This window comes from Synechococcus sp. R55.7 (assembly GCF_047461955.1).
GTDB lineage: Bacteria > Cyanobacteriota > Cyanobacteriia > Thermostichales > Thermostichaceae > Thermostichus.
In genome coordinates this window covers 1-17,560 of sequence record NZ_JANSIC010000009.1, presented here as the reverse complement: position 1 = coordinate 17,560, position 17,560 = coordinate 1, and the positions used below count along the sequence as shown (strand labels likewise).

At 61.4% G+C, this 17,560-nt stretch carries 15 protein-coding genes; 10 read left to right on the top strand and 5 right to left on the bottom strand.

All coding sequences use genetic code 11. From position 1 onward, the window contains the following. Window positions 1–9 precede the first annotated feature (9 nt). Complete coding sequence (gene tsaD, locus NW820_RS01200) at window positions 10–1,110, top strand: tRNA (adenosine(37)-N6)-threonylcarbamoyltransferase complex transferase subunit TsaD (RefSeq protein WP_414406463.1); 1,101 nt, start codon at window positions 10–12, stop codon at window positions 1,108–1,110. Here tsaD and mnmG read toward each other — a convergent pair. Beyond that, the gene (mnmG, locus tag NW820_RS01195; RefSeq protein WP_414406457.1) at window positions 1,068–3,005 is read right to left on the bottom strand and encodes a tRNA uridine-5-carboxymethylaminomethyl(34) synthesis enzyme MnmG; all 1,938 of its coding nucleotides are present in this window, start codon (window positions 3,003–3,005) and stop codon (window positions 1,068–1,070) included. The genes tsaD and mnmG overlap by 43 nt on opposite strands. 497 nt (window positions 3,006–3,502) lie before the next feature. Here mnmG and thrC point away from each other — a divergent pair, with 497 nt between their 5' ends. From thrC to NW820_RS01165, 6 genes are all read left to right on the top strand, one after another. Continuing rightward, window positions 3,503–4,843, top strand: coding sequence for a threonine synthase (thrC, locus tag NW820_RS01190; RefSeq protein WP_414406456.1), 1,341 nt, complete (start codon window positions 3,503–3,505; stop codon window positions 4,841–4,843). Window positions 4,844–4,947: 104 nt separating this feature from the next. Continuing rightward, window positions 4,948–5,469, top strand: a complete 522-nt coding sequence (locus NW820_RS01185) for a fasciclin domain-containing protein (protein ID WP_011434359.1) — start codon at window positions 4,948–4,950, stop codon at window positions 5,467–5,469. A gap of 36 nt (window positions 5,470–5,505) precedes the next feature. Further along, on the top strand, window positions 5,506–5,781 hold the full coding sequence (locus tag NW820_RS01180; protein WP_011434358.1) for a ubiquitin-like small modifier protein 1: 276 nt from the start codon (window positions 5,506–5,508) through the stop codon (window positions 5,779–5,781). A gap of 26 nt (window positions 5,782–5,807) precedes the next feature. Further along, window positions 5,808–6,386: a DNA-3-methyladenine glycosylase gene (locus NW820_RS01175; protein ID WP_011434357.1), complete on the top strand. Its 579-nt coding sequence runs from the start codon at window positions 5,808–5,810 to the stop codon at window positions 6,384–6,386. Window positions 6,387–6,549: 163 nt separating this feature from the next. Next, the gene (locus NW820_RS01170) at window positions 6,550–7,758 is read left to right on the top strand and encodes a peptidase C39 family protein (protein ID WP_414406455.1); all 1,209 of its coding nucleotides are present in this window, start codon (window positions 6,550–6,552) and stop codon (window positions 7,756–7,758) included. A gap of 322 nt (window positions 7,759–8,080) precedes the next feature. Then, window positions 8,081–10,030 (top strand): NHL repeat-containing protein, encoded by a 1,950-nt coding sequence (locus NW820_RS01165; protein ID WP_414406454.1) that lies wholly within the window; start codon window positions 8,081–8,083, stop codon window positions 10,028–10,030. Window positions 10,031–10,075: 45 nt separating this feature from the next. Here NW820_RS01165 and NW820_RS01160 read toward each other — a convergent pair whose 3' ends face one another. Further along, entirely contained in the window at window positions 10,076–10,513 is a 438-nt protein-coding gene (locus tag NW820_RS01160; RefSeq protein WP_414406453.1) for a hypothetical protein, read from the bottom strand. 210 nt (window positions 10,514–10,723) lie between these two features. Here NW820_RS01160 and NW820_RS01155 point away from each other — a divergent pair, with 210 nt between their 5' ends. Then, the gene (locus tag NW820_RS01155; RefSeq protein WP_011434353.1) at window positions 10,724–11,251 is read left to right on the top strand and encodes an adenine phosphoribosyltransferase; all 528 of its coding nucleotides are present in this window, start codon (window positions 10,724–10,726) and stop codon (window positions 11,249–11,251) included. Between the two features lie 5 nt (window positions 11,252–11,256). Here the strand turns inward: NW820_RS01155 and NW820_RS01150 are convergent, their stop codons facing one another. The 3 genes from NW820_RS01150 to glyA all read right to left on the bottom strand — a co-directional run bounded on the left by NW820_RS01150 (window position 11,257) and on the right by glyA (window position 14,381). After that, on the bottom strand, window positions 11,257–11,823 hold the full coding sequence (locus NW820_RS01150; protein ID WP_148202776.1) for a hypothetical protein: 567 nt from the start codon (window positions 11,821–11,823) through the stop codon (window positions 11,257–11,259). Window positions 11,824–11,921: 98 nt separating this feature from the next. Continuing rightward, window positions 11,922–13,031 carry a glycosyltransferase family 4 protein gene (locus tag NW820_RS01145; protein WP_414406452.1) on the bottom strand — a complete coding sequence of 370 codons (1,110 nt, stop codon included), beginning with the start codon at window positions 13,029–13,031 and terminating at the stop codon, window positions 11,922–11,924. Between the two features lie 24 nt (window positions 13,032–13,055). Further along, a complete protein-coding gene (gene glyA, locus NW820_RS01140) occupies window positions 13,056–14,381 on the bottom strand; it encodes a serine hydroxymethyltransferase (RefSeq protein WP_414406462.1) in 1,326 nt (441 codons plus the stop codon). Window positions 14,382–14,728: 347 nt separating this feature from the next. On the opposite strand from glyA, the gene psaM reads away from it, so the two are divergent. Together psaM and recG are read left to right on the top strand one after the other, a co-directional pair. Beyond that, window positions 14,729–14,821, top strand: coding sequence for a photosystem I reaction center subunit XII (gene psaM / locus NW820_RS01135; RefSeq protein WP_011434349.1), 93 nt, complete (start codon window positions 14,729–14,731; stop codon window positions 14,819–14,821). Window positions 14,822–15,027: 206 nt separating this feature from the next. Beyond that, on the top strand, window positions 15,028–17,541 hold the full coding sequence (recG, locus tag NW820_RS01130; RefSeq protein WP_414406461.1) for an ATP-dependent DNA helicase RecG: 2,514 nt from the start codon (window positions 15,028–15,030) through the stop codon (window positions 17,539–17,541). Window positions 17,542–17,560: the final 19 nt, after the last annotated feature.

Here is a 17,560-nt window from a genome sequence, read left to right as displayed (position 1 = left end):
TGCTCTCCCATGCCCCGCGTCCTTGCCATCGAAACCAGTTGTGACGAAACGGCTGTGGCTGTGGTGGCGGCGGATGCAGCCTGGCCGGGGTTTGCCCCACGGCAGCTCAGCTCCGTGGTGGCCAGCCAAATCGACCTTCATGCTGCTTACGGGGGGGTGGTGCCGGAGGTGGCCTCTCGTCAGCATGTGGAAACTCTGCCCTTTGTGCTAGAGGCTGCTCTGCAACAGGCAGGATTGGAGGTGGCCGAGGTAGATGCCATTGCCGTAACCTGTGCGCCGGGCCTGGTGGGATCCCTGCTGGTGGGGCTGATGGGGGCCAAGACCCTGGCTTTGCTTTACGACAAGCCCCTGATCGGGGTGCATCATCTGGAGGGCCATCTCTTCAGCGGCTTCTTGGCAGAGCCCGATTTGCGCCCCCCCTGCCTATGCCTTTTGGTATCGGGAGGCCATACCAGCCTGATTTGGATGAAGGACTACGGGGACTACCAGACGGTGGGCCGCACCCGCGACGATGCTGCCGGCGAGGCATTTGATAAGGTGGCGCGGCTGTTGGGGCTGGGCTACCCGGGGGGGCCGCAGATCGACCGTTGGGCCCAGCAGGGGGATCCGCAGCGCTTTCCCCTGCCCGAGGGCAAAGTGGAGCATCCCTACGACACAAGCTTCAGCGGCCTAAAAACGGCGGTGTTGCGCCTAGTCCAGCAGTTGCAGCAGCAAGGCCAGGAGTTGCCCATTGCCGATATTGCCGCCAGCTTTCAAGCCCGCCTGACCGGTGCACTTGCCCAAAAAGCGGTGGCCTGTGCCGAGGCGCTGGGCCTCTCGACGCTGCTGCTGACGGGAGGGGTAGCTGCCAATCGGGAGCTGAGGGCCCGCCTCACAGAAGCAGCCCGGCAAAGGGGGTTGCGGGTGGTGATCCCGCCGCTAGCCCTCTGCACCGACAATGCGGCCATGATCGGGGCGGCTGGTCTCTGCCATTGGCTGAGAGGGGAGGTCTCGCCGCTGGAGCTGGGGGTAGCCTCGCGCATGCCCCTAGAAGGGATCCCTTCCCTCTACCTGGGTGGGGGCGGAGCTCATACAGAAGAACAGACGGGATCTGCCGCAGCCGTCCTCTGACGTTGCCTCACTTCCAGGTAGATCAGCAGGGCATTGATGTCGGCGGGGTTGACACCGCCAATGCGGGCTGCCTGGCCCACGGTTAGCGGGCGCACCGCCGAGAGCTTATCCCGCGACTCTTTGGATAGGGTGGGGATGGCCTGGTAGTCGAGGTCAGGAGGCAAGGGGCGATGGTACTGCTTGCTCACCTGCTCAATTTGGCTCTGCTGCCGCTGGATGTAGCCGCTGTATTTGACGGCAATCTCTGCCGCCTCCTGCTCAAAGGGATCCAGCTCCGCATCCCCCAGCCCCAGTTCCAGGAGATCGGAGTAGTGAATCTGGTTGCGGCGCAAGATCTCGGCCAGGGTGGCGGATCCCTTGATCCCCTGCCCCGTCAGTTGGCTTAGTTGGATGCCGGCCAGGTCGTGGGCCTTCACCCGCTGCGTTTCCAGGCGCTCGATTTCTGCGGCAATGCGCGCTTGCTTGGCTTGGAACAGGGCCCAGCGCCGGTCATCGATCAAGCCCCATTCTCGCCCCAGGGGGGTGAGCCGTTGGTCGGCATTGTCGGAGCGCAGGATGAGGCGGTATTCGGAGCGGCTGGTGAGCATGCGGTAGGGCTCCCGCAGTTCTTTGGTGCAGAGATCGTCGATGAGGGTGCCGATGTAGCTGGACTCCCGCGGCAGGGTGACCAGGGGCTTGCCTTGAACCAGGCGGGCGGCGTTGATCCCGGCTATGAGCCCCTGAGCTGCCGCCTCTTCGTAGCCGGTGGTGCCGTTGATCTGGCCGGCGCAAAACAACCCCTGCACCTTTTTGGTCATCAGAGTGGGGTAGAGCTGGGTGGCCGGCAGATAGTCGTATTCCACCGCATAGGCAGGCCGCAGCATGACGCACCGCTCCAGGCCAGGCAAGGAGCGCAACATCTGGATCTGGATTTTCTCAGGCATCCCCGTGGAGAACCCCTGGATGTAGAGCTCCGGCAGATCCCGCCCTTCCGGCTCAATAAAAATCTGATGGCTTTCCTTGTCGGCAAAGCGGACAATCTTGTCTTCGATGCTGGGGCAGTAGCGGGGCCCTTTGGCCTCCACCCAGCCGCCATAGACAGGGGTTTCGTGGAGATTTTCCCGGATGATGCGGTGGGTCTCTGGGGTGGTGCGGGTCAAGTAGCAATCCATCTGCTCCCGTGGCACCCACACTTCGGGGTCGAAGCTAAACCAGCGCACATCGGGATCCCCCGGTTGCCGCTCCATGACCGAAAAATCCACGCTGCGCCGATCCACGCGGGCAGGGGTGCCGGTTTTCAGCCGGCCCGTTTCAAAGCCCAGTTGGCGCAGGGTGTCGGTCAGCCCTTCCACGGCAAATTCCCCTGCCCGTCCGGCAGCTTGCCAGTGGCGACCAATCCAGATGCGCCCCCCCAAAAACGTGCCGGTGGTCAGGATCACCGCCCGACAGCCGAAGATGGTGCCGAAATGGGTGACCACGCCCACCACCTCGTCGTTGCGCCCCAACACCAAATCGGTGACAGTGCCCTCGCGAATCGTCAGGTTGGGCTGGTTTTCCACCACCGAGCGCATCACCCGCGCATATTCCCTTTTGTCGGTTTGTGCCCGCAGCGCCCACACCGCCGGCCCCCGCGAGCGGTTGAGCACCCGCTTCTGTAAATAGGTGCGGTCGGTAACTTTGCCCATCTCGCCGCCGAGGGCATCGATTTCGTGTACCAGTTGCGATTTGGCCGGGCCGCCGACGGCAGGGTTACAGGGTTGCCAGGCGATCTTGTCCAGATTCAATGTCAGCATGAGGGTGTTACAGCCCAGCCGCGCTGCCGCCAATGCTGCCTCACAGCCGGAGTGCCCCCCGCCGACCACCACCACATCGTAGTGATCGAGAAAATCAATGCTGTCCCGTCCAACTCTGAGCATAGGGTGGCAATTCCAAAATGAATAGCCGGGATCCCCGGTCTTTTAATTTTCAGGTTATTTCAGCTCGCTTATCCAGCTTAGCGATGGCGGCAACGGATAGGGTTATTTGCGACCGGCCTGAGGCAGGCAGAGCAGTAGGGAAAGTTTTCTGTTGCCCTGGGAAATAAAGTTGGGTAGAGGCTCAGTTCCCAGCCTAAGTCACCTGATTGAAGAGTTGAAGAGACCTCAGGGCGCTGGGATCAGCTCCCCCAAGGCTGCCGATAGCAGGGGATCCCAGAGGAAAGGGCAGAGTCGCCCAAGGGATGTTGCGGCTCATACAAACACCAGACAGCCCGCCTGAGAGAGCCAAGCACCGATTCCATTATCCTCAACCGGATCTAATCCAGACTATTTTAGTCGGGTTTAGTTGACGCGGCAGATTGCGGGTGATAAGATTCCCCCCAACGATAGGTAAGTTCAATCCAGCGCCCACCCTTTCCTTCACCTTGAGGCTGCCCATGTCCCAAACTCTTTCCGAACGCCCGCTCAGCCCTGCCGATTCCCCGTTGGCCTCTGCCTTGCACAGCTCCAAGGTGGGCTTCAGCCGTTTGCGCTGTCGGGAGTGTGGCGCCGAGTATGAGCCGGTCGCCAAGCATGTTTGTGAGCTGTGTTTCGGCCCCCTCGAAGTGGCTTATGACTACGACTGGCTGAAGCGCACGGTTAGCCGTCAGAGCATCCAGGCCGGGCCGCATTCCATCTGGCGCTATCGGCCTTTTCTGCCGGTGACTTCTGAGAAGCCCATTGATGTGGGCACCGGCATGACCCCGCTGGTTAAGGCGGAGCGGCTGGGTCGGCGGCTGGGATTGAAAAATCTTTACATCAAGAACGATGCCGTCAACATGCCCACCCTCAGCTTCAAGGATCGGGTGGTGTCGGTGGCGCTGACCCGTGCCAAGGAGCTGGGCTTTACCACCGTCTCTTGCGCCAGCACGGGCAACTTGGCCAACTCCACGGCTGCCATTGCCGCCCACGCCGGCTTGGACTGCACCATCTTCATCCCGGCGGACTTAGAAGCGGGCAAAGTGCTGGGATCCCTGATTTACAACCCCACCGTTATGGCTGTAGAGGGCAACTACGACCAGGTGAACCGCCTCTGCGCCGAGGTGGCGGATCGCTACGGCTGGGGCTTCGTCAACATCAACCTGCGCCCCTACTACTCAGAAGGCTCCAAAACCCTGGCCTATGAGGTGGCGGAGCAATTGGGTTGGCAACTGCCGGATCAGGTAGTGATCCCGCTGGCCTCGGGATCCCTGTACACCAAGGTTTATAAAGGCTTCCAGGAGTTTGTGAAGGTGGGGCTGGTGGCGGATAAGCCGGTCACCTTCCACGGCGCCCAGGCGCAGGGATGTTCGCCCATTGCCCAGGCCTTCCGCGAGGGACGGGATTTTGTCACTCCGGTTAAGCCCAATACCATCGCCAAATCCATCGCCATCGGCAACCCTGCCGACGGGATCTACGCCCTGGACATTGCCCGCAGAACCGGTGGGCAGATCGCAACGGCCACGGATCCCGAGATCATCGCCGGCATTAAGCTCCTGGCCGAGACCGAAGGCATCTTCACCGAGACTGCCGGCGGCACCACCATTGCCGTGCTCAAACGCCTAGCAGAGTCCGGCCAACTTGATCCCGAGGCGGTTACAGTAGCCTACATTACTGGCAACGGTCTGAAGACCCAGGAGGCGGTTCAAGCCCACGTAGGCCATCCGCTGGTGATCTCGCCCAGGCTGGAGAGCTTTGAACAGGCTTTGGAGCGGGCCCGCACCCTGGAGCGGCTGGACTGGCAGGAGGCATCAGTATGAACTCGGTTTGCAGGGAAGACCCTCTCCATTGCCTCTTAACAGAATCTTAATGAAGAACTGTTAAGATCCCTGGCGTAGACCTATTGGCTCAGGAGCTTTGCACGATGCCTATCTTTCCTTCTGTTCAACGCCTTGTTCGCCGTTGGATCCCGTTGGCGGCTGTAGTGGCCCCGCTTGTCTTTGCTCCTGCGGCCCAGCCTCAAGGGCTAAACACCATTGCCGTTGAGCTGGAAACTTTGCCCAGCAGCTACTCGACGCTGGCGGCAGCTTTGCGGGCGACGGGCCTGAATACGGCGTTGGCAGGGCCGGGGCCGTTCACGGTCTTTGCCCCTTCCGATGTGGCCTTTGGGCAACTGCCGCCGGGTACGGTGGAGACGCTGTTGCAGCCGGCCAGCCGGGCTCAGCTCACCCGCATTCTCACGTATCATGTGGTGCCGGGGCGGATTACCTCGTTTGACCTGCGGCCCGGCCAATCGACCACTCTGACCACCTTGGCAGGGCTGCCGCTGCAGGTGCAGGTGGGATCCGATGGCAGCATCCGGGTCAACGGGGCTAACGTGAACCTGGCGGATATTCCAGTTTCCAACGGCGTGATTCACGGCATCGATGGGGTGCTGCTACCCTAGTTTTTTGATGTTGGTTAATGGACGAGGCATTGGGCTATGGCAGTCAAGGTGCTGATTCCCAACACGCTGCGGGCGCTCACCCAGGATCAGGGGGTGGTGAATTGCGAGGGATCCACCATCCGCGAATTGTTGGATGCTTTGGAACAACGCTGTCCGGGGATTAAGGCGCGGCTGTGCGATGAGAAGGGGGAATTGCGCCGCTTCGTCAACTTTTATGTGAACAGCGAAGACATTCGCTTCCTCAAGGGATGTGACACCCCTCTGCAAGATGGGGATGAGGTGAGCATCGTCCCTGCCGTTGCTGGGGGCTGAGGGCTGCCAAGCCTGCCGTGGACGCTGTGGAGTGGTTGAGCCAGCCGGCCCCGCTGGTGGCACCTGCCTTGCTGGGCATGGTTCTGGTGCGGCAATTTGCCGATGGGCTGCAGGTGCGGGCCCAGATCGTAGAGACGGAGGCCTACACGGCTGGGGATCCGGCCTGCCATGCCTACCGCCGCAAGACCCAACGCAACCAGGTCATGTTTGGCCCGCCAGGGCATCTCTACATCTATCGCATCTACGGCCTCTACCACTGTCTAAATATCGTTACCGAGCCAGAAGGGATCCCGGCGGCGGTTCTGATCCGGGCAGCTCAGTTGGATCGCCTGCCAGACTGGATCCCGGCCAACAAACAGAATCAGCCAGCACGGGCGGCGGCGGGGCCGGGCCTGCTCTGTCAAGCACTGCGCATCGACGGATCCCACAACGGCTGGCGGCTAGAGCGGGCGGAAGCCGGCCAGGAAGGCATTTGGCTGGAGGGATCCCCCTCTTGGCAAACGCAGTTGTCCATCGTCCAAACCACCCGCATCGGCATCACCCAAGGAGCCGAGATCCCCTGGCGCTGGTACATTGGTGGACATCCGGCGGTGTCGCGCTATTAGTGGGGGCAGGCGGACAATGCTCGCAGAAGGCAGTGGCTAAAGGACTCCGTCCCGCTTACGCGAACGGCAGGGGCTGCCTGGGCTGGTCAGCGGGGTTGTGCTGCTCTTGCTGGGGTTGCCCGCGTTGGCCCAGCCTGTTCCAACTTTTCCAGGACTCTTGACGATGCAAGCCCAGACCCACTTCACCTATCGCACCGGGTTTCAGCGCTGGCGGGCGGGAGAAGCTCAGGGGTTTCAGGACTGGTCAACCCAAGGGATCCGCCTGAACGCCCGAGGGCAATTGGTCTTGGATCCAGAGGGTTTGCGGCAAGAAGTCAGCCTTGAAGAGCCTGAGGTGGCGCTAAGGACTCCGTCCCGCTTACGCGATCGGGGGCGCCCTTTCTATCCCCTTGGCCCCTACTGGGTGGGAGAAGCCACTAGCCCAGCAGTCCCCACCAGCTTCCCTATGGTCGGGGCAATCGCTTCCTGGAATGCCACCACGCCCCCCGGCACCTGGTTGGAACTGTGGATTCGGGCCAAGCTTTCAGACCGCTGGACAAAGTGGTATCACGGCGGGGTATGGGCTGCGGATCCCTTGACTCTGGCCAGCCACTCAGTGCAAGGACAAGGGGATGAGGATGGCAACCTGTACACGGACTTGCTGGTGCTCAAGGATACCCTCAACGGAGCAGAAGCCTTCCAGGTCAGGGTGCGCCTGTTCACGCAAGAGCCAGGCCGTTCTGCCGTTGTGGATCAGGTGGCAGTTGCCATTTCCAACGAGCCGGTCAGGCCCAGCCGCCTATCCCCTGGGGATCCCAGCCGCTGGGGCAAAATCTTGGATCTGCCTTGGTGCTCCCAGATGGTGTACCCCGATGGGGGAGAGGTCTGGTGTAGCCCCACCTCTTTGGCGATGGTGATGGCCTACTGGAAGCGGGATCCCCGCCCCTGTGAGGTGTTGGTGCGCGCAGCAGTGGCCGGTGTGTATGACCGGGTTTACCAGGGCCATGGCAACTGGGCTTTCAACGTCGCCCATGCTGCCGAGCAAGGTTTGTCCGGCGTGGTGGCGCGGCTGGAGAGCTTGGCCCAAGCAGAAGCCTGGATCGCGGCAGGGGTTCCGGTGATCCTCAGCTATGCTTGGGGTGAGGGAGAACTGGAAGGGGCGCCAATTCCCAGAAGCAACGGCCATCTGGCGGTGCTGGTGGGGTTTGCTCGCGGCAGCGGTGCGGAGCAGTTTAGCCACGGGGATCCCATCGTCCACGATCCGGCGGCCAAAACCAACGAAGAGGTTCGCCGTACCTACCGCCGCGAACAGCTAGAGTCGTTGTGGCTGGAGCACTCCGGGGGTACCGTCTACTTGATTCATCCGCGAGAGTGGCCTGTCCCCACTCTATAGCCGAACCGGGCGAACGCGGGCAGCATCGACTTACAGCGCTACCGCTATGGCCTGGATGATTTCCTGGCCGCTGAAACTGCTATCTGGTCTTTCGGTGGGGATTTGAGTAAGGATAGATGGAGTGAGGAGTGCGACTCACCTGCGGGTGAGGATGGTTGGTCATGAATAGGAATTCGGTTCAGGGGCCAAGGCATTGGTCGAGGTGGCTCCTGCGGCAGAGAGGGTTGTGGGCAATTTTCGCCGGTTTGTACGCTGATGAAGATAAACATGGGGGTTTGGGTTCCCGCCATTTCCCAGCCTGTGGGAGAGGATGAGCTGCGTCATGCCACGACGGGTTTCCCTGAGACCGCTATCTTGGCCTGCGCTGAGTGCCTTGGTGCTGGCTCTCTCGGGCTGTGGCGAGCTTTCTTCTTCTAGTCTGTCTCCCAGCGTTGTTCCCCCTGCGGCCCTACAGCCGGTTTTAACTCCAACTCCTCTCCCTCCCTCCCCGCTTTCTCTGACTTTCGAGCAAGCCCGCCAGTCCGGCTTGTCGGTGCCCAGCAACCGCATCGTTCTGCTGCTCCAGGAACAGGGATCCGATCTGGTGGCCCAGCTACCGGCCTCAGAGGTGGATCGCTGGCTGGCTCGCACTCCCACCTGGCCGGGGGTGGAAGGGATCGACCTGAGCATTACCCTGGGCACTTATCGCCAAACCGCCACTGCCCCTCTGCGCCCGGGGCAACCGGCCACTTTCACCTTCACCAATCCTCCCGCCGGGGAAGCGGAGCTCAGCGCCATCGCCTATCGGGGATCCACCACTCTGGCGCAAGGGAAGGGATCCCTGACCCTTTCTGCCCGCTCTGGGAGTTCTGGCAGTGTCAATCGTCCTCCCCAAGACACAGAGCGCCAGCGCCGCCTTTCTATGTTGGTGCTCTCTGAGGTGGGGGTACCGCTGCTGCACACCAGCTCGGCAGCGCCCACCCTTGGCCAGCCGTTGCTGCTCTCAGGGGAAAATTTGGAGCGGGTGGAAACAGTTCTCTTTGCTGCAGCAGCCAATCCCGAGCGCATCCTGAGGGGGGAAATTCGCTCCCGCAGCGGTGACCGTTTGGTGGTGATGCCGCCTTCTTCTCTTTCCGGCTCAGTTTGGGTTGCTGTTGCGGATGCTTCCGGGCAAGGGTTGGGCACTCTGGTCTACGATTGGCCTGCCGCTACTCCTTCCCCCAGCCCCTCTCCCACCCCCACTGCTCCGGCAGCATCGGCCTGGGTGGTGGAAACTTTGCTGGATGGCCGCACCTCGCCCGCGGCAGCTCCTGTCGGCAACGCCCCTGATAACACCGGCACCGAGTCCAGGATCTACCTGCAGCAAATCAGCGGCATTGCTGTGGATCCTGAAGGAGCCTTCTATTTAGCCGATAGAGCCCAGCACCGCATCTTCCGGCTGTCTCCAGAGGGGGAATTGGAAGTTTGGGCCGGCACAGGCCAAGCAGGCCGCCGCGACGGAGCAGCCAATCAAGCTCAGTTTGACTCCCCACAGGGGCTGCTCTGGGATCCCAAGGGGGGATTGTGGGTGGCCGACAGCGGCAACCATTGCCTGCGCTATATCAACCTGCAACGACAGGTGAGCACCTTTGCCGGCACTTGTATAGCCGGATACCGAGATGGGGGGCTTGACCGAGCTCAGTTCCGGGAGCCATCTGGGCTGGCTTTGGGTTCAGATGGCAGCCTCTACGTTGCCGACCGCGCCAATCGCCGCATCCGCCGCATCACCCCTGCAGGTGAAGTGACCACGGTTGCCGGCACCGGCCAGCCGGGATCCGTCGATGGCCCAGCAGAACAGGCCCAGCTCCTGCAGCCCACGGCTCTGGCGGTGGATAAGGAGGGGAACCTCTGGATTGCCGATGGACATCGCCTGCGCCGGCTCTCTGCTGGCGGACGAGTGACCACCCTCTCCGGGGCAGAGCCAGGCTATCGGGATGGCCCCCTGGCAGAGGCCCGTTTTCAAGCCCTGGGGGGGCTGGCCTTCGATGCGGCAGGCAACCTCTGGGTGGCCGACCGAGATAACCATCGCATTCGTCGTCTTCAGCCTGGGGGACAAGTTTCCACCTTGGCCGGACAGAATCAGCCCGGCTGGCAGGATGGCCCCACCTCGGTGGCCCGGTTCGATCAACCTGCCGGCTTGGCAGTCTTAGCGGATGGCAGTGTGGTGGTGGTGGATGCCGGCTTGCCGGGCTTGCGTCGCATAAGCCGCGTTGCTTCTGGGCCTGTCACCCCAACCCCTGGGGGATCTCTGTAGGCTCTTGACAGGCCGCCGTCTCTCAGGTTTCACAGGGATCCCCATCTACTCAATCACCACACTCTTCGGGCCGGCGTTCACCTCTGGGCGACCCTGATTGAAGTTGGCCAGGAAGGTGTCTGGATCTTTGAGGCTGAAGACCAGCTTTTTGCAGGGCACTTGCAGCCCCACCGGCCCCAGCAACGGAATAAAAAGAGGCTTTTCCTGCACCAGTGGAATGGCAATTACCCCTTGGGTGCTGGTGACCGGGCCAACGATCCCCTGAAAATCGGTGCGCACGCCCACCCCGTAGTACCAGGGCCAGGGGAAGCGCTCCCCTTGTCCCAACTCGCTCAGGGAGAACGTCTCGTTGAACAGGCTGCCCGCCCGCACAATGAGCTTGTCTTGCAGCAGATCGACATAGGCCGACTCGCTACTCACCCCAAACAGAGCCAGCGGCAAACTTGCCAGGGGATTGGAGTCGATGGCCATGTAATAACGCATGAGAAGTCTCCGAGTTCACAGATGGGTGACCAGGTGAGCCGCGGCCCCTAGCCTTGCCAATTATAGAAAATCTTCCCCGTTGCTCGACTGACCAAAAGGGATCCCATCTGCCCATTAGCTAACCGAGTATGATGGGTTGCTTGGAGCGTCCTTTGAGGACTCCGTCCCGCTAACGCGAACAGCAAGCCACTGGCCAGCGAGGAAAACAGGATGGATCTGCGAGCCCTCATTCGCTTGGTGCCCGATTTTCCCAGACCCGGCATCCTCTTTCGGGATATGACCCCCCTGCTGCAGGATCCGGCAGGCTTCCGGGCGGCTATTGAACAGTTGGCCGCCGGCACCACCGGCATGGGATCCCTAGATTATGTGGTCGGCATCGAGTCGCGGGGGTTCATTTTAGGGGCTGCTTTGGCACAACACCTGGGCTTGGGCTTTGTCCCGGTTCGCAAGCCAGGCAAACTGCCGCCGCCGGTGCTCAGCCAGACTTACAGCCTGGAATACGGCCAAGACCAGCTCCAACTGCACGCCCACGCCCTGCGGCCTGGAGAGCGGGTGTTGATCGTGGATGATGTCATTGCCACCGGGGGTACAGCCGCTGCCACCGCCCAATTGGTGGCCCAGAGCGGCGCTGAGGTGGGGGGATTTGCCTTCTTAATCGAGCTGGCCTTTTTGTCCGGCTGCAAGGCTCTTCCCCCTGGGATCCCTGCCCATGTGGTGATGGTAGAGGAAGGCAACTGAGTTCCTCAAGTAAGGTGCACCGACTGTTGGACGAGGATCCCTGGTGTTTTGGGCAAAGGTTGGCTCAAGCGGCTGATCTGAGCCTGCGCCTGCAGTTGTTCGTCAATCCAGTCCGCCAGTTCCCGCATGTAAAGCGCCACATGGATCGCCTGGTCGCGCTGTGCTGGCTCCACACCTTTTTCCGCCAGGCGGGCCAGAATTACGGGATCGCTCAGCTCCTCCAGGGCGGCAAAGTCTTCCGGTTGGTCGAACCCCAGCTCTGCCATTTTCTCGAACACATACCCCAGCCGCAGGCCGGTGGCCTCGCACTGCCCCTCCAGTTGCCAGGGATCCCTCAAGGCCAGGGCAACAGTTCGGTAGGCGGTTTGGGCGATGGAGCGCCAGGTGCCGCGGTGGATGCGCAGGCTGAGTTGCTGCCGATCCCAGCCCAGGGCTTCTCGCACCAACAGGCCGCAATTGCAGCGGGTGCTGTCCCGCCAGCAGTACTCCCAGTCCCAGAAGCCCCAGTGTTGGGATTGGATACGATCCGCGGTGCGGCGCAGGAGAGCTGCCAACTCAGGTGTGGGGCGCATGAGGCAACACAGAGCTAAACAAAAAACAACAAAACAAAAAACAACAAATATAGAGCGCCTCCAGTCTAGGCAGGCGAGCGATGGAGAACAAGCCCAGCTCAATCTTCTTTACATTCCTGGTCGCAACAGCATTGCGGAGCAACATATTCCTGTTCGGGCCTGTCCTCCGAGGGCAAAGCTCGTTGCCGTTGCCAAGCCCCCCAAGCCACCCCTGCCAACACCAGCGAGGCCCCGCCCAGGTAGGTGCCCCCTGCTGGCAAGCCCGCCAAGGCCAAGGCCAGGGATCCCCCCCAAAGGGTCATGGCATAGATCAGCAGCACCGAATGCCGCTGGGATAGGCCGGCTTTGAGCAAGCGGTGGTGCAAGTGGCCTTTGTCGGGATGGAAAGGCGACTTCCCCCTGGCCAGCCGCTTGAGGATTACGGTGGACATATCCAGGATCGGCACCGCCAAGATAAAGAAAGGCAGAGCCACTGCCAGCGTGGTCACCCCCTTGGCCACCCCGATCACCCCGATCCCAGCCAGGGTAAAGCCCAAAAAATAGGCCCCCCCATCCCCCATGAAGATCTGCGCTGGGTTGAAGTTGTAGCGCAAAAAGCCTAGGCAAGCTCCCGCCAAAGCCGCCGCCAGCATGGCCGCCGCCGGTCGATCCAGCAGCAGGGTTACGATCAGCATCACCACTGCCGCAATTCCCGACACCCCTGCCGCCAGCCCATCCAGCCCGTCCATGAAGTTGATGGCGTTGGCCATCCCCACCAGCCAGAACAGGGTAATCAGCAGGCTCAACCACACCGGAAAGGGCCAGATCCCTCTCCCGGGCAGACTGATGAACTCAATGCGCACCCCTACTCCCCAAGCGGCAGCAGCCACGCCGAATTGCATCAACAAGCGGGAAAAAGGCGACAGGTGAAACAGGTCGTCCGCCAGGCCAATCAAAAAAAACAAAACCCCACCGATCGTCACCCCCCAAATCTCGTACTCCTGCTCGGTGCGCAAGCCCCCAAAAGCTCCGGCTCCCCAGAGCAACAGCAGGGCCACCAAGTTGCCAAAAAAGATGGAAACCCCCCCCAGGCGCACCATCGGTTGCTGGTGGATCTTGCGCTCGTCGGGAAAGTCCAACTGGCCACTGCGGATCCCGACCGCCTTCACCACCGGGGTTGCCCACAGAACCACACAGGCAGCAGCCAGAAAGGCAACCAAGTAGGGCATAGCAAGCCGTGGCGAGGATTGCGGTTATCCCAAGTGGGGGTAGAGGGGGAAACGACGACAGAGCTGAGCCACCCGCTGGCGACACTCTTCCAATACAGCAGGCTCCTCAGGCTGAAACAGACAATCGGCGATGATCTCCCCAATTTCCTCAAATTCTACTGGCCCCAAGCCGCGGGTGGTCAAGGCTGGGGATCCCAGACGCAGGCCGCTAGCTACAAAGGGCGGCTGTGGGTCGAAGGGAATGGTGTTCTTATTGGCGGTGATGTGGATCTCCCCCATCAGCCGATCCGCCCGTTTGCCCGTCATTACCGGATCCGCCGCCCCAGTTTTTTCCAGCACCGCCGAAACCGAGCGCAGATCCAGCAACATCAGGTGATTGTCGGTGCCCCCGGAAACCAGTCGAATGCCTCGCCGTTGCAGGGATCCCGCCAGGGCTTGGGCATTGGCGATAACTTGGGCCGAGTACTGGGCAAAGCCGGGCTGCAGGGCTTCTCCAAAGGCCACCGCCTTGCCAGCAATAACATGCTCCAGCGGCCCCCCCTGGCTGCCGGGGAACACTGCCTTATCCAGCTTTTTGCCCAATTCTGGGTCGCGGGTGAGAATGAGTCCCCCGCGCGGCCCTCGCAGCGTCTTGTGGGTAGTGGTGGTCACCACATCGCAGAGGGGCACGGGGTTGGGGTGATGTCCAGTGGCCACCAAGCCGGCAATGTGGGCAATGTCGGCCAGAAGATAGGCCCCCACCTCGTCGGCAATGGCGCGGAAAGCGGCAAAGTCAATTGTCCGCGGATAGGCAGAGTAGCCGCAGATGATCAGCTTGGGCCGGTGCTGCAGGGCCAGATCCCGCACTTGGTCAAAATCAATCCGCTCCGTCTGCGGATGCACCCCGTAGTGCACCACGCGGAACCACTTGCCGGAGACGTTTACCGGGGAGCCGTGGGTAAGGTGGCCGCCGTGGGCCAGATCCATGCCCATAATTGTGTCTCCTGGCTGCAGCAGGGCCAGGAAAACAGCGAAATTGGCCTGCGCCCCCGAGTGGGGCTGCACATTGGCGTGGGCTGCCCCGAAGAGTTGCTTAGCCCGGTCAATGGCCAGCTGTTCAATCTCGTCAATAAACTCGCAGCCGCCGTAGTAGCGCTTGCCCGGCAGCCCTTCTGCATACTTGTTGGTGAGCACCGAGCCCTGGGCTGCCAAGACGGCAGGAGAGGTGAAGTTCTCGCTGGCGATCATCTCCAGGTGATCCCGCTGCCGGTTGAGCTCTTGCTGGATCAGGCGGTAAACAACGGGATCCGTTTCCGCCAGGATGGCCAAGCTATCCCGTGAGGTGGTCAGACTTTGTGGAGCAGCTACCATGATGACGCCAAGACCGAACTTCGCAGGAGGAATGGGCAAGAACTGCTTCGCCGTCGCGACGGCGTTGCGGAGCAACATCGTAGCATGACCCGCAAACCAGCAGCGCAGGCCCCGGCCTTTCTGCCTGGGGTAAAACCCCAAAACTGAGAAAGAATCCCTTGCTTTAGGGGTGGGGAGAATGTCAATCGATCCAAGCAGAGGATCTGGGAGCCACGGTCAAGCGGGATGGGCAAGGGCTGCTTTGTAAAGAATGTTGAGCTTTTCTTCTCGGTGTCAAGGCTACCCCTCAAGCTACGGTAGAGTGAGGGGGCTGACTTTTGTGCAATTCCACTGTTAGGGAGTTGGTTATGACGGACGCACAAGTTTTCACCATCCTGGCGATTGCCTTGGTGCCGGCAGTGATGGCTCTGCTTTTGGGATCCGCCCTGGCCCGCAGCTAAAGCTCCTGCATCTCCCAAAAAGTGCCTCTGGATCCCTTCGGCCTGCCCCGTCACGACAGTGTTGCGGAGTAATAAGGCAGGCTTTTTTCTTTATCAAGGAATGGAAAGTGTGGCTTGCGCTGCTGCACTCCTTCGGTTGTCCTGCCGTTGTTGGCTAAAGTTGGATTGATAAGGAGCACTCCCGGCAGCCAAGCAACTTGAGCCAGGTGGATCTACAGCGGCTTCAGCGCGCCCTTTCCCTAGAAGCAGAGGTGGGGTTTACCGACCTGCGGGGGCGAGAGCAGACCTTCTCCCAATTTTTGGGGAGCGTGTTCGGACAGGATCCCCCCTCTGACTGGGTGCTGAATGGAGATGACCGGCGGCGATGGAAAGAACTGGGATCCCGCTATACCCTGTATTCCGAGCTGGAGCTGCCCGAACGCCAGCACCTGGTGGCCGAAACCCGCCGCTGGCTGGAGCGAGTCCGACGTCAGCAAGAGCTGTCCCGACCGAGTTCCCACCAACCTGGCTCGTTTGCAGCCTCGTTGCCACAGCGCTCTGGTTTCCCTGCCGTAGGCGTAGCAACAACCCCCCCAGAGGCAGGGCGGAGCACGATTTCCCCATCTCTCCCCGCCGGCCTCAGCCTGGAGCAGCCGCTGCAGTTTCTCAAAGGCATTGGTCCCAAGTCAGCGGAGAAACTGGCACAACTGGGCCTACACAGCGTGCGGGATGCCCTCTACTACTTCCCCCGCGACTACCTGGACTATTCCCGGCGGGTGCTCATCCGCCAAGCCAAGGTGGGGGAGACCGTTACCCTTGTAGGGACGGTGAAAAGTTGCAGTTGCTTTACCAGCCCTAAGAATCCCTCGCTGACCATCTTCAACCTAAAGATTGCCGACAAAAGTGGTGTAATTACCCTCAGCCGCTTCTACAGCGGGCGGCAGTTTGCCCAGCGCAGTTGGCAAGCTTCCCTGGAGCGGCAATACCCCAAGGGGGCCCTGGTGGCTGCCAGCGGCCTGGTCAAAAAGGGCCGGTTGGGCCTAACGCTGGATAACCCGCAACTGGAGGTGCTGGGGGGAGAGGGCGAGGAGCTGGACAGGCTGGGCAAGATCTTGCCAGTTTACCCTCTCTCAGAAGGGATCCCCGCCGATCTGGTGCGCAAGGCGGTGCAACTGGCTTTGCCGGCGGCGGCCTTGGTGGAGGATCCCTTGCCGGCGGATCTCAAGCGGCAGTTGCAGCTTTTGGACTTGCCTGTTGCCCTGCAGCAGATCCACTTTCCTGAGACCCGAGAGCTGCTGGCCCAGGCCCGGCGGCGGCTGGTGTTCGATGAGTTTTTCTACCTACAACTAAGCCTATTGCAGCGGCGACACCGCTATCGTGCCCAAGCTCAGGCCATACCTCGTTACCAGCCGTCTAGAGGGGAGCTGTTGGATCGCTTCTACCAAATCCTGCCCTTTCAGCTTACCGCTGCCCAGCAGCGGGCCATCGACGAGATCCTAGCGGATCTGCGGGATCCCTTGCCCATGAACCGCCTCCTCCAAGGGGATGTGGGATCCGGCAAAACCGTGGTGGCGGTGGCAGCTGTGCTGGCAGCCATTCAATCCGGTTGGCAGGCGGCCCTCATGGCTCCCACCGAGGTTTTGGCCGAGCAACACTACCGCAAGTTGGTGGAATGGCTCAGCCAGCTGCAGGTGCCCGTTGAACTGTTGACTGGATCCACGCCCCCTGCTAAGCGCCGGGAGATCCTGCGGCAGTTGCAGACCGGGGAATTGCCCTTGGTGGTGGGCACCCATGCTCTCATCCAGCCGGCAGTGCAGTTTCGCAACCTGGGCTTGGTGGTCATCGACGAGCAGCACCGCTTTGGCGTGGAGCAGCGGGCCGCTCTGCAACAGAAAGGGGATCACCCCGATGTTCTCACTATGACCGCCACCCCCATCCCCCGCACCCTCACCCTGGCCCTGCATGGGGATCTGGATGTTACCCAAATTGACGAGCTGCCGCCGGGGCGCAAGCCCGTGCACACCCTGGTGGCCCGGCCAGGGGATCGCCTGCAGGTGATGCGGCTTATCGAGCGGGAAATTGCCCAAGGGCGGCAGGCCTACGTGGTGCTGCCGTTGATTGAAGAGTCGGAGAAGCTGGATCTCAAATCTGCCATCGAGGAACACCAGCGTCTGCAGGAAAAGGTCTTCCCCCAATTTCGGGTGGGCCTGCTGCACGGGCGCTTGACCAGTAGCGAGAAGGAAGCTGTCATTGCGGCCTTTCGCCGTCGGGAGCTGGATATTCTGGTTTCCACCACGGTGGTGGAGGTGGGGGTAGATGTGCCCAATGCCTCGGTGATGCTGGTGGAGCATGCGGAGCGCTTTGGGCTCTCCCAACTGCACCAACTGCGGGGGCGGGTAGGGCGGGGATCTGACCAGGCCTACTGCATCCTGATGACAGGATCCAAAAGCGAGGAGGCCCTGCGGCGGCTGAAGGTGCTGGAGCAGTCCCACGACGGGTTTTTCATTGCCGAGATGGATCTGCGCTTCCGCGGCCCAGGGGAGGTGATGGGCACCCGCCAGTCGGGGCTACCCGATTTTGCCCTGGCCAGTCTCATGGAGGATCAAGAGGTGCTGCAGCTGGCCCGCCAGGCGGCAGAGCAGCTTATTGTCCAAGACCCCGACCTGAAGCGCTGGCCCCCCTTAAGCCGCATACTGGAAGAGCGTCAGGCCCGTCTCTTGGGCCCTGGGTTGTTGACCTAAGCTAGGGGCAATTGGAGCA

Coding starts and splice junctions, on each gene's coding strand:
- tsaD (WP_414406463.1), top strand. CDS start 10: ATGCCCCGCGTCCTTGCCATCGAAACCAGTTGTGACGAAACGGCTGTG.
- mnmG (WP_414406457.1), bottom strand. CDS start 3,005: ATGCTCAGAGTTGGACGGGACAGCATTGATTTTCTCGATCACTACGAT.
- thrC (WP_414406456.1), top strand. CDS start 3,503: ATGTCCCAAACTCTTTCCGAACGCCCGCTCAGCCCTGCCGATTCCCCG.
- NW820_RS01185 (WP_011434359.1), top strand. CDS start 4,948: ATGCCTATCTTTCCTTCTGTTCAACGCCTTGTTCGCCGTTGGATCCCG.
- NW820_RS01180 (WP_011434358.1), top strand. CDS start 5,506: ATGGCAGTCAAGGTGCTGATTCCCAACACGCTGCGGGCGCTCACCCAG.
- NW820_RS01170 (WP_414406455.1), top strand. CDS start 6,550: ATGCAAGCCCAGACCCACTTCACCTATCGCACCGGGTTTCAGCGCTGG.
- NW820_RS01165 (WP_414406454.1), top strand. CDS start 8,081: ATGCCACGACGGGTTTCCCTGAGACCGCTATCTTGGCCTGCGCTGAGT.
- NW820_RS01160 (WP_414406453.1), bottom strand. CDS start 10,513: ATGCGTTATTACATGGCCATCGACTCCAATCCCCTGGCAAGTTTGCCG.
- NW820_RS01155 (WP_011434353.1), top strand. CDS start 10,724: ATGGATCTGCGAGCCCTCATTCGCTTGGTGCCCGATTTTCCCAGACCC.
- NW820_RS01150 (WP_148202776.1), bottom strand. CDS start 11,823: ATGCGCCCCACACCTGAGTTGGCAGCTCTCCTGCGCCGCACCGCGGAT.
- NW820_RS01145 (WP_414406452.1), bottom strand. CDS start 13,031: ATGCCCTACTTGGTTGCCTTTCTGGCTGCTGCCTGTGTGGTTCTGTGG.
- glyA (WP_414406462.1), bottom strand. CDS start 14,381: ATGGTAGCTGCTCCACAAAGTCTGACCACCTCACGGGATAGCTTGGCC.
- psaM (WP_011434349.1), top strand. CDS start 14,729: ATGACGGACGCACAAGTTTTCACCATCCTGGCGATTGCCTTGGTGCCG.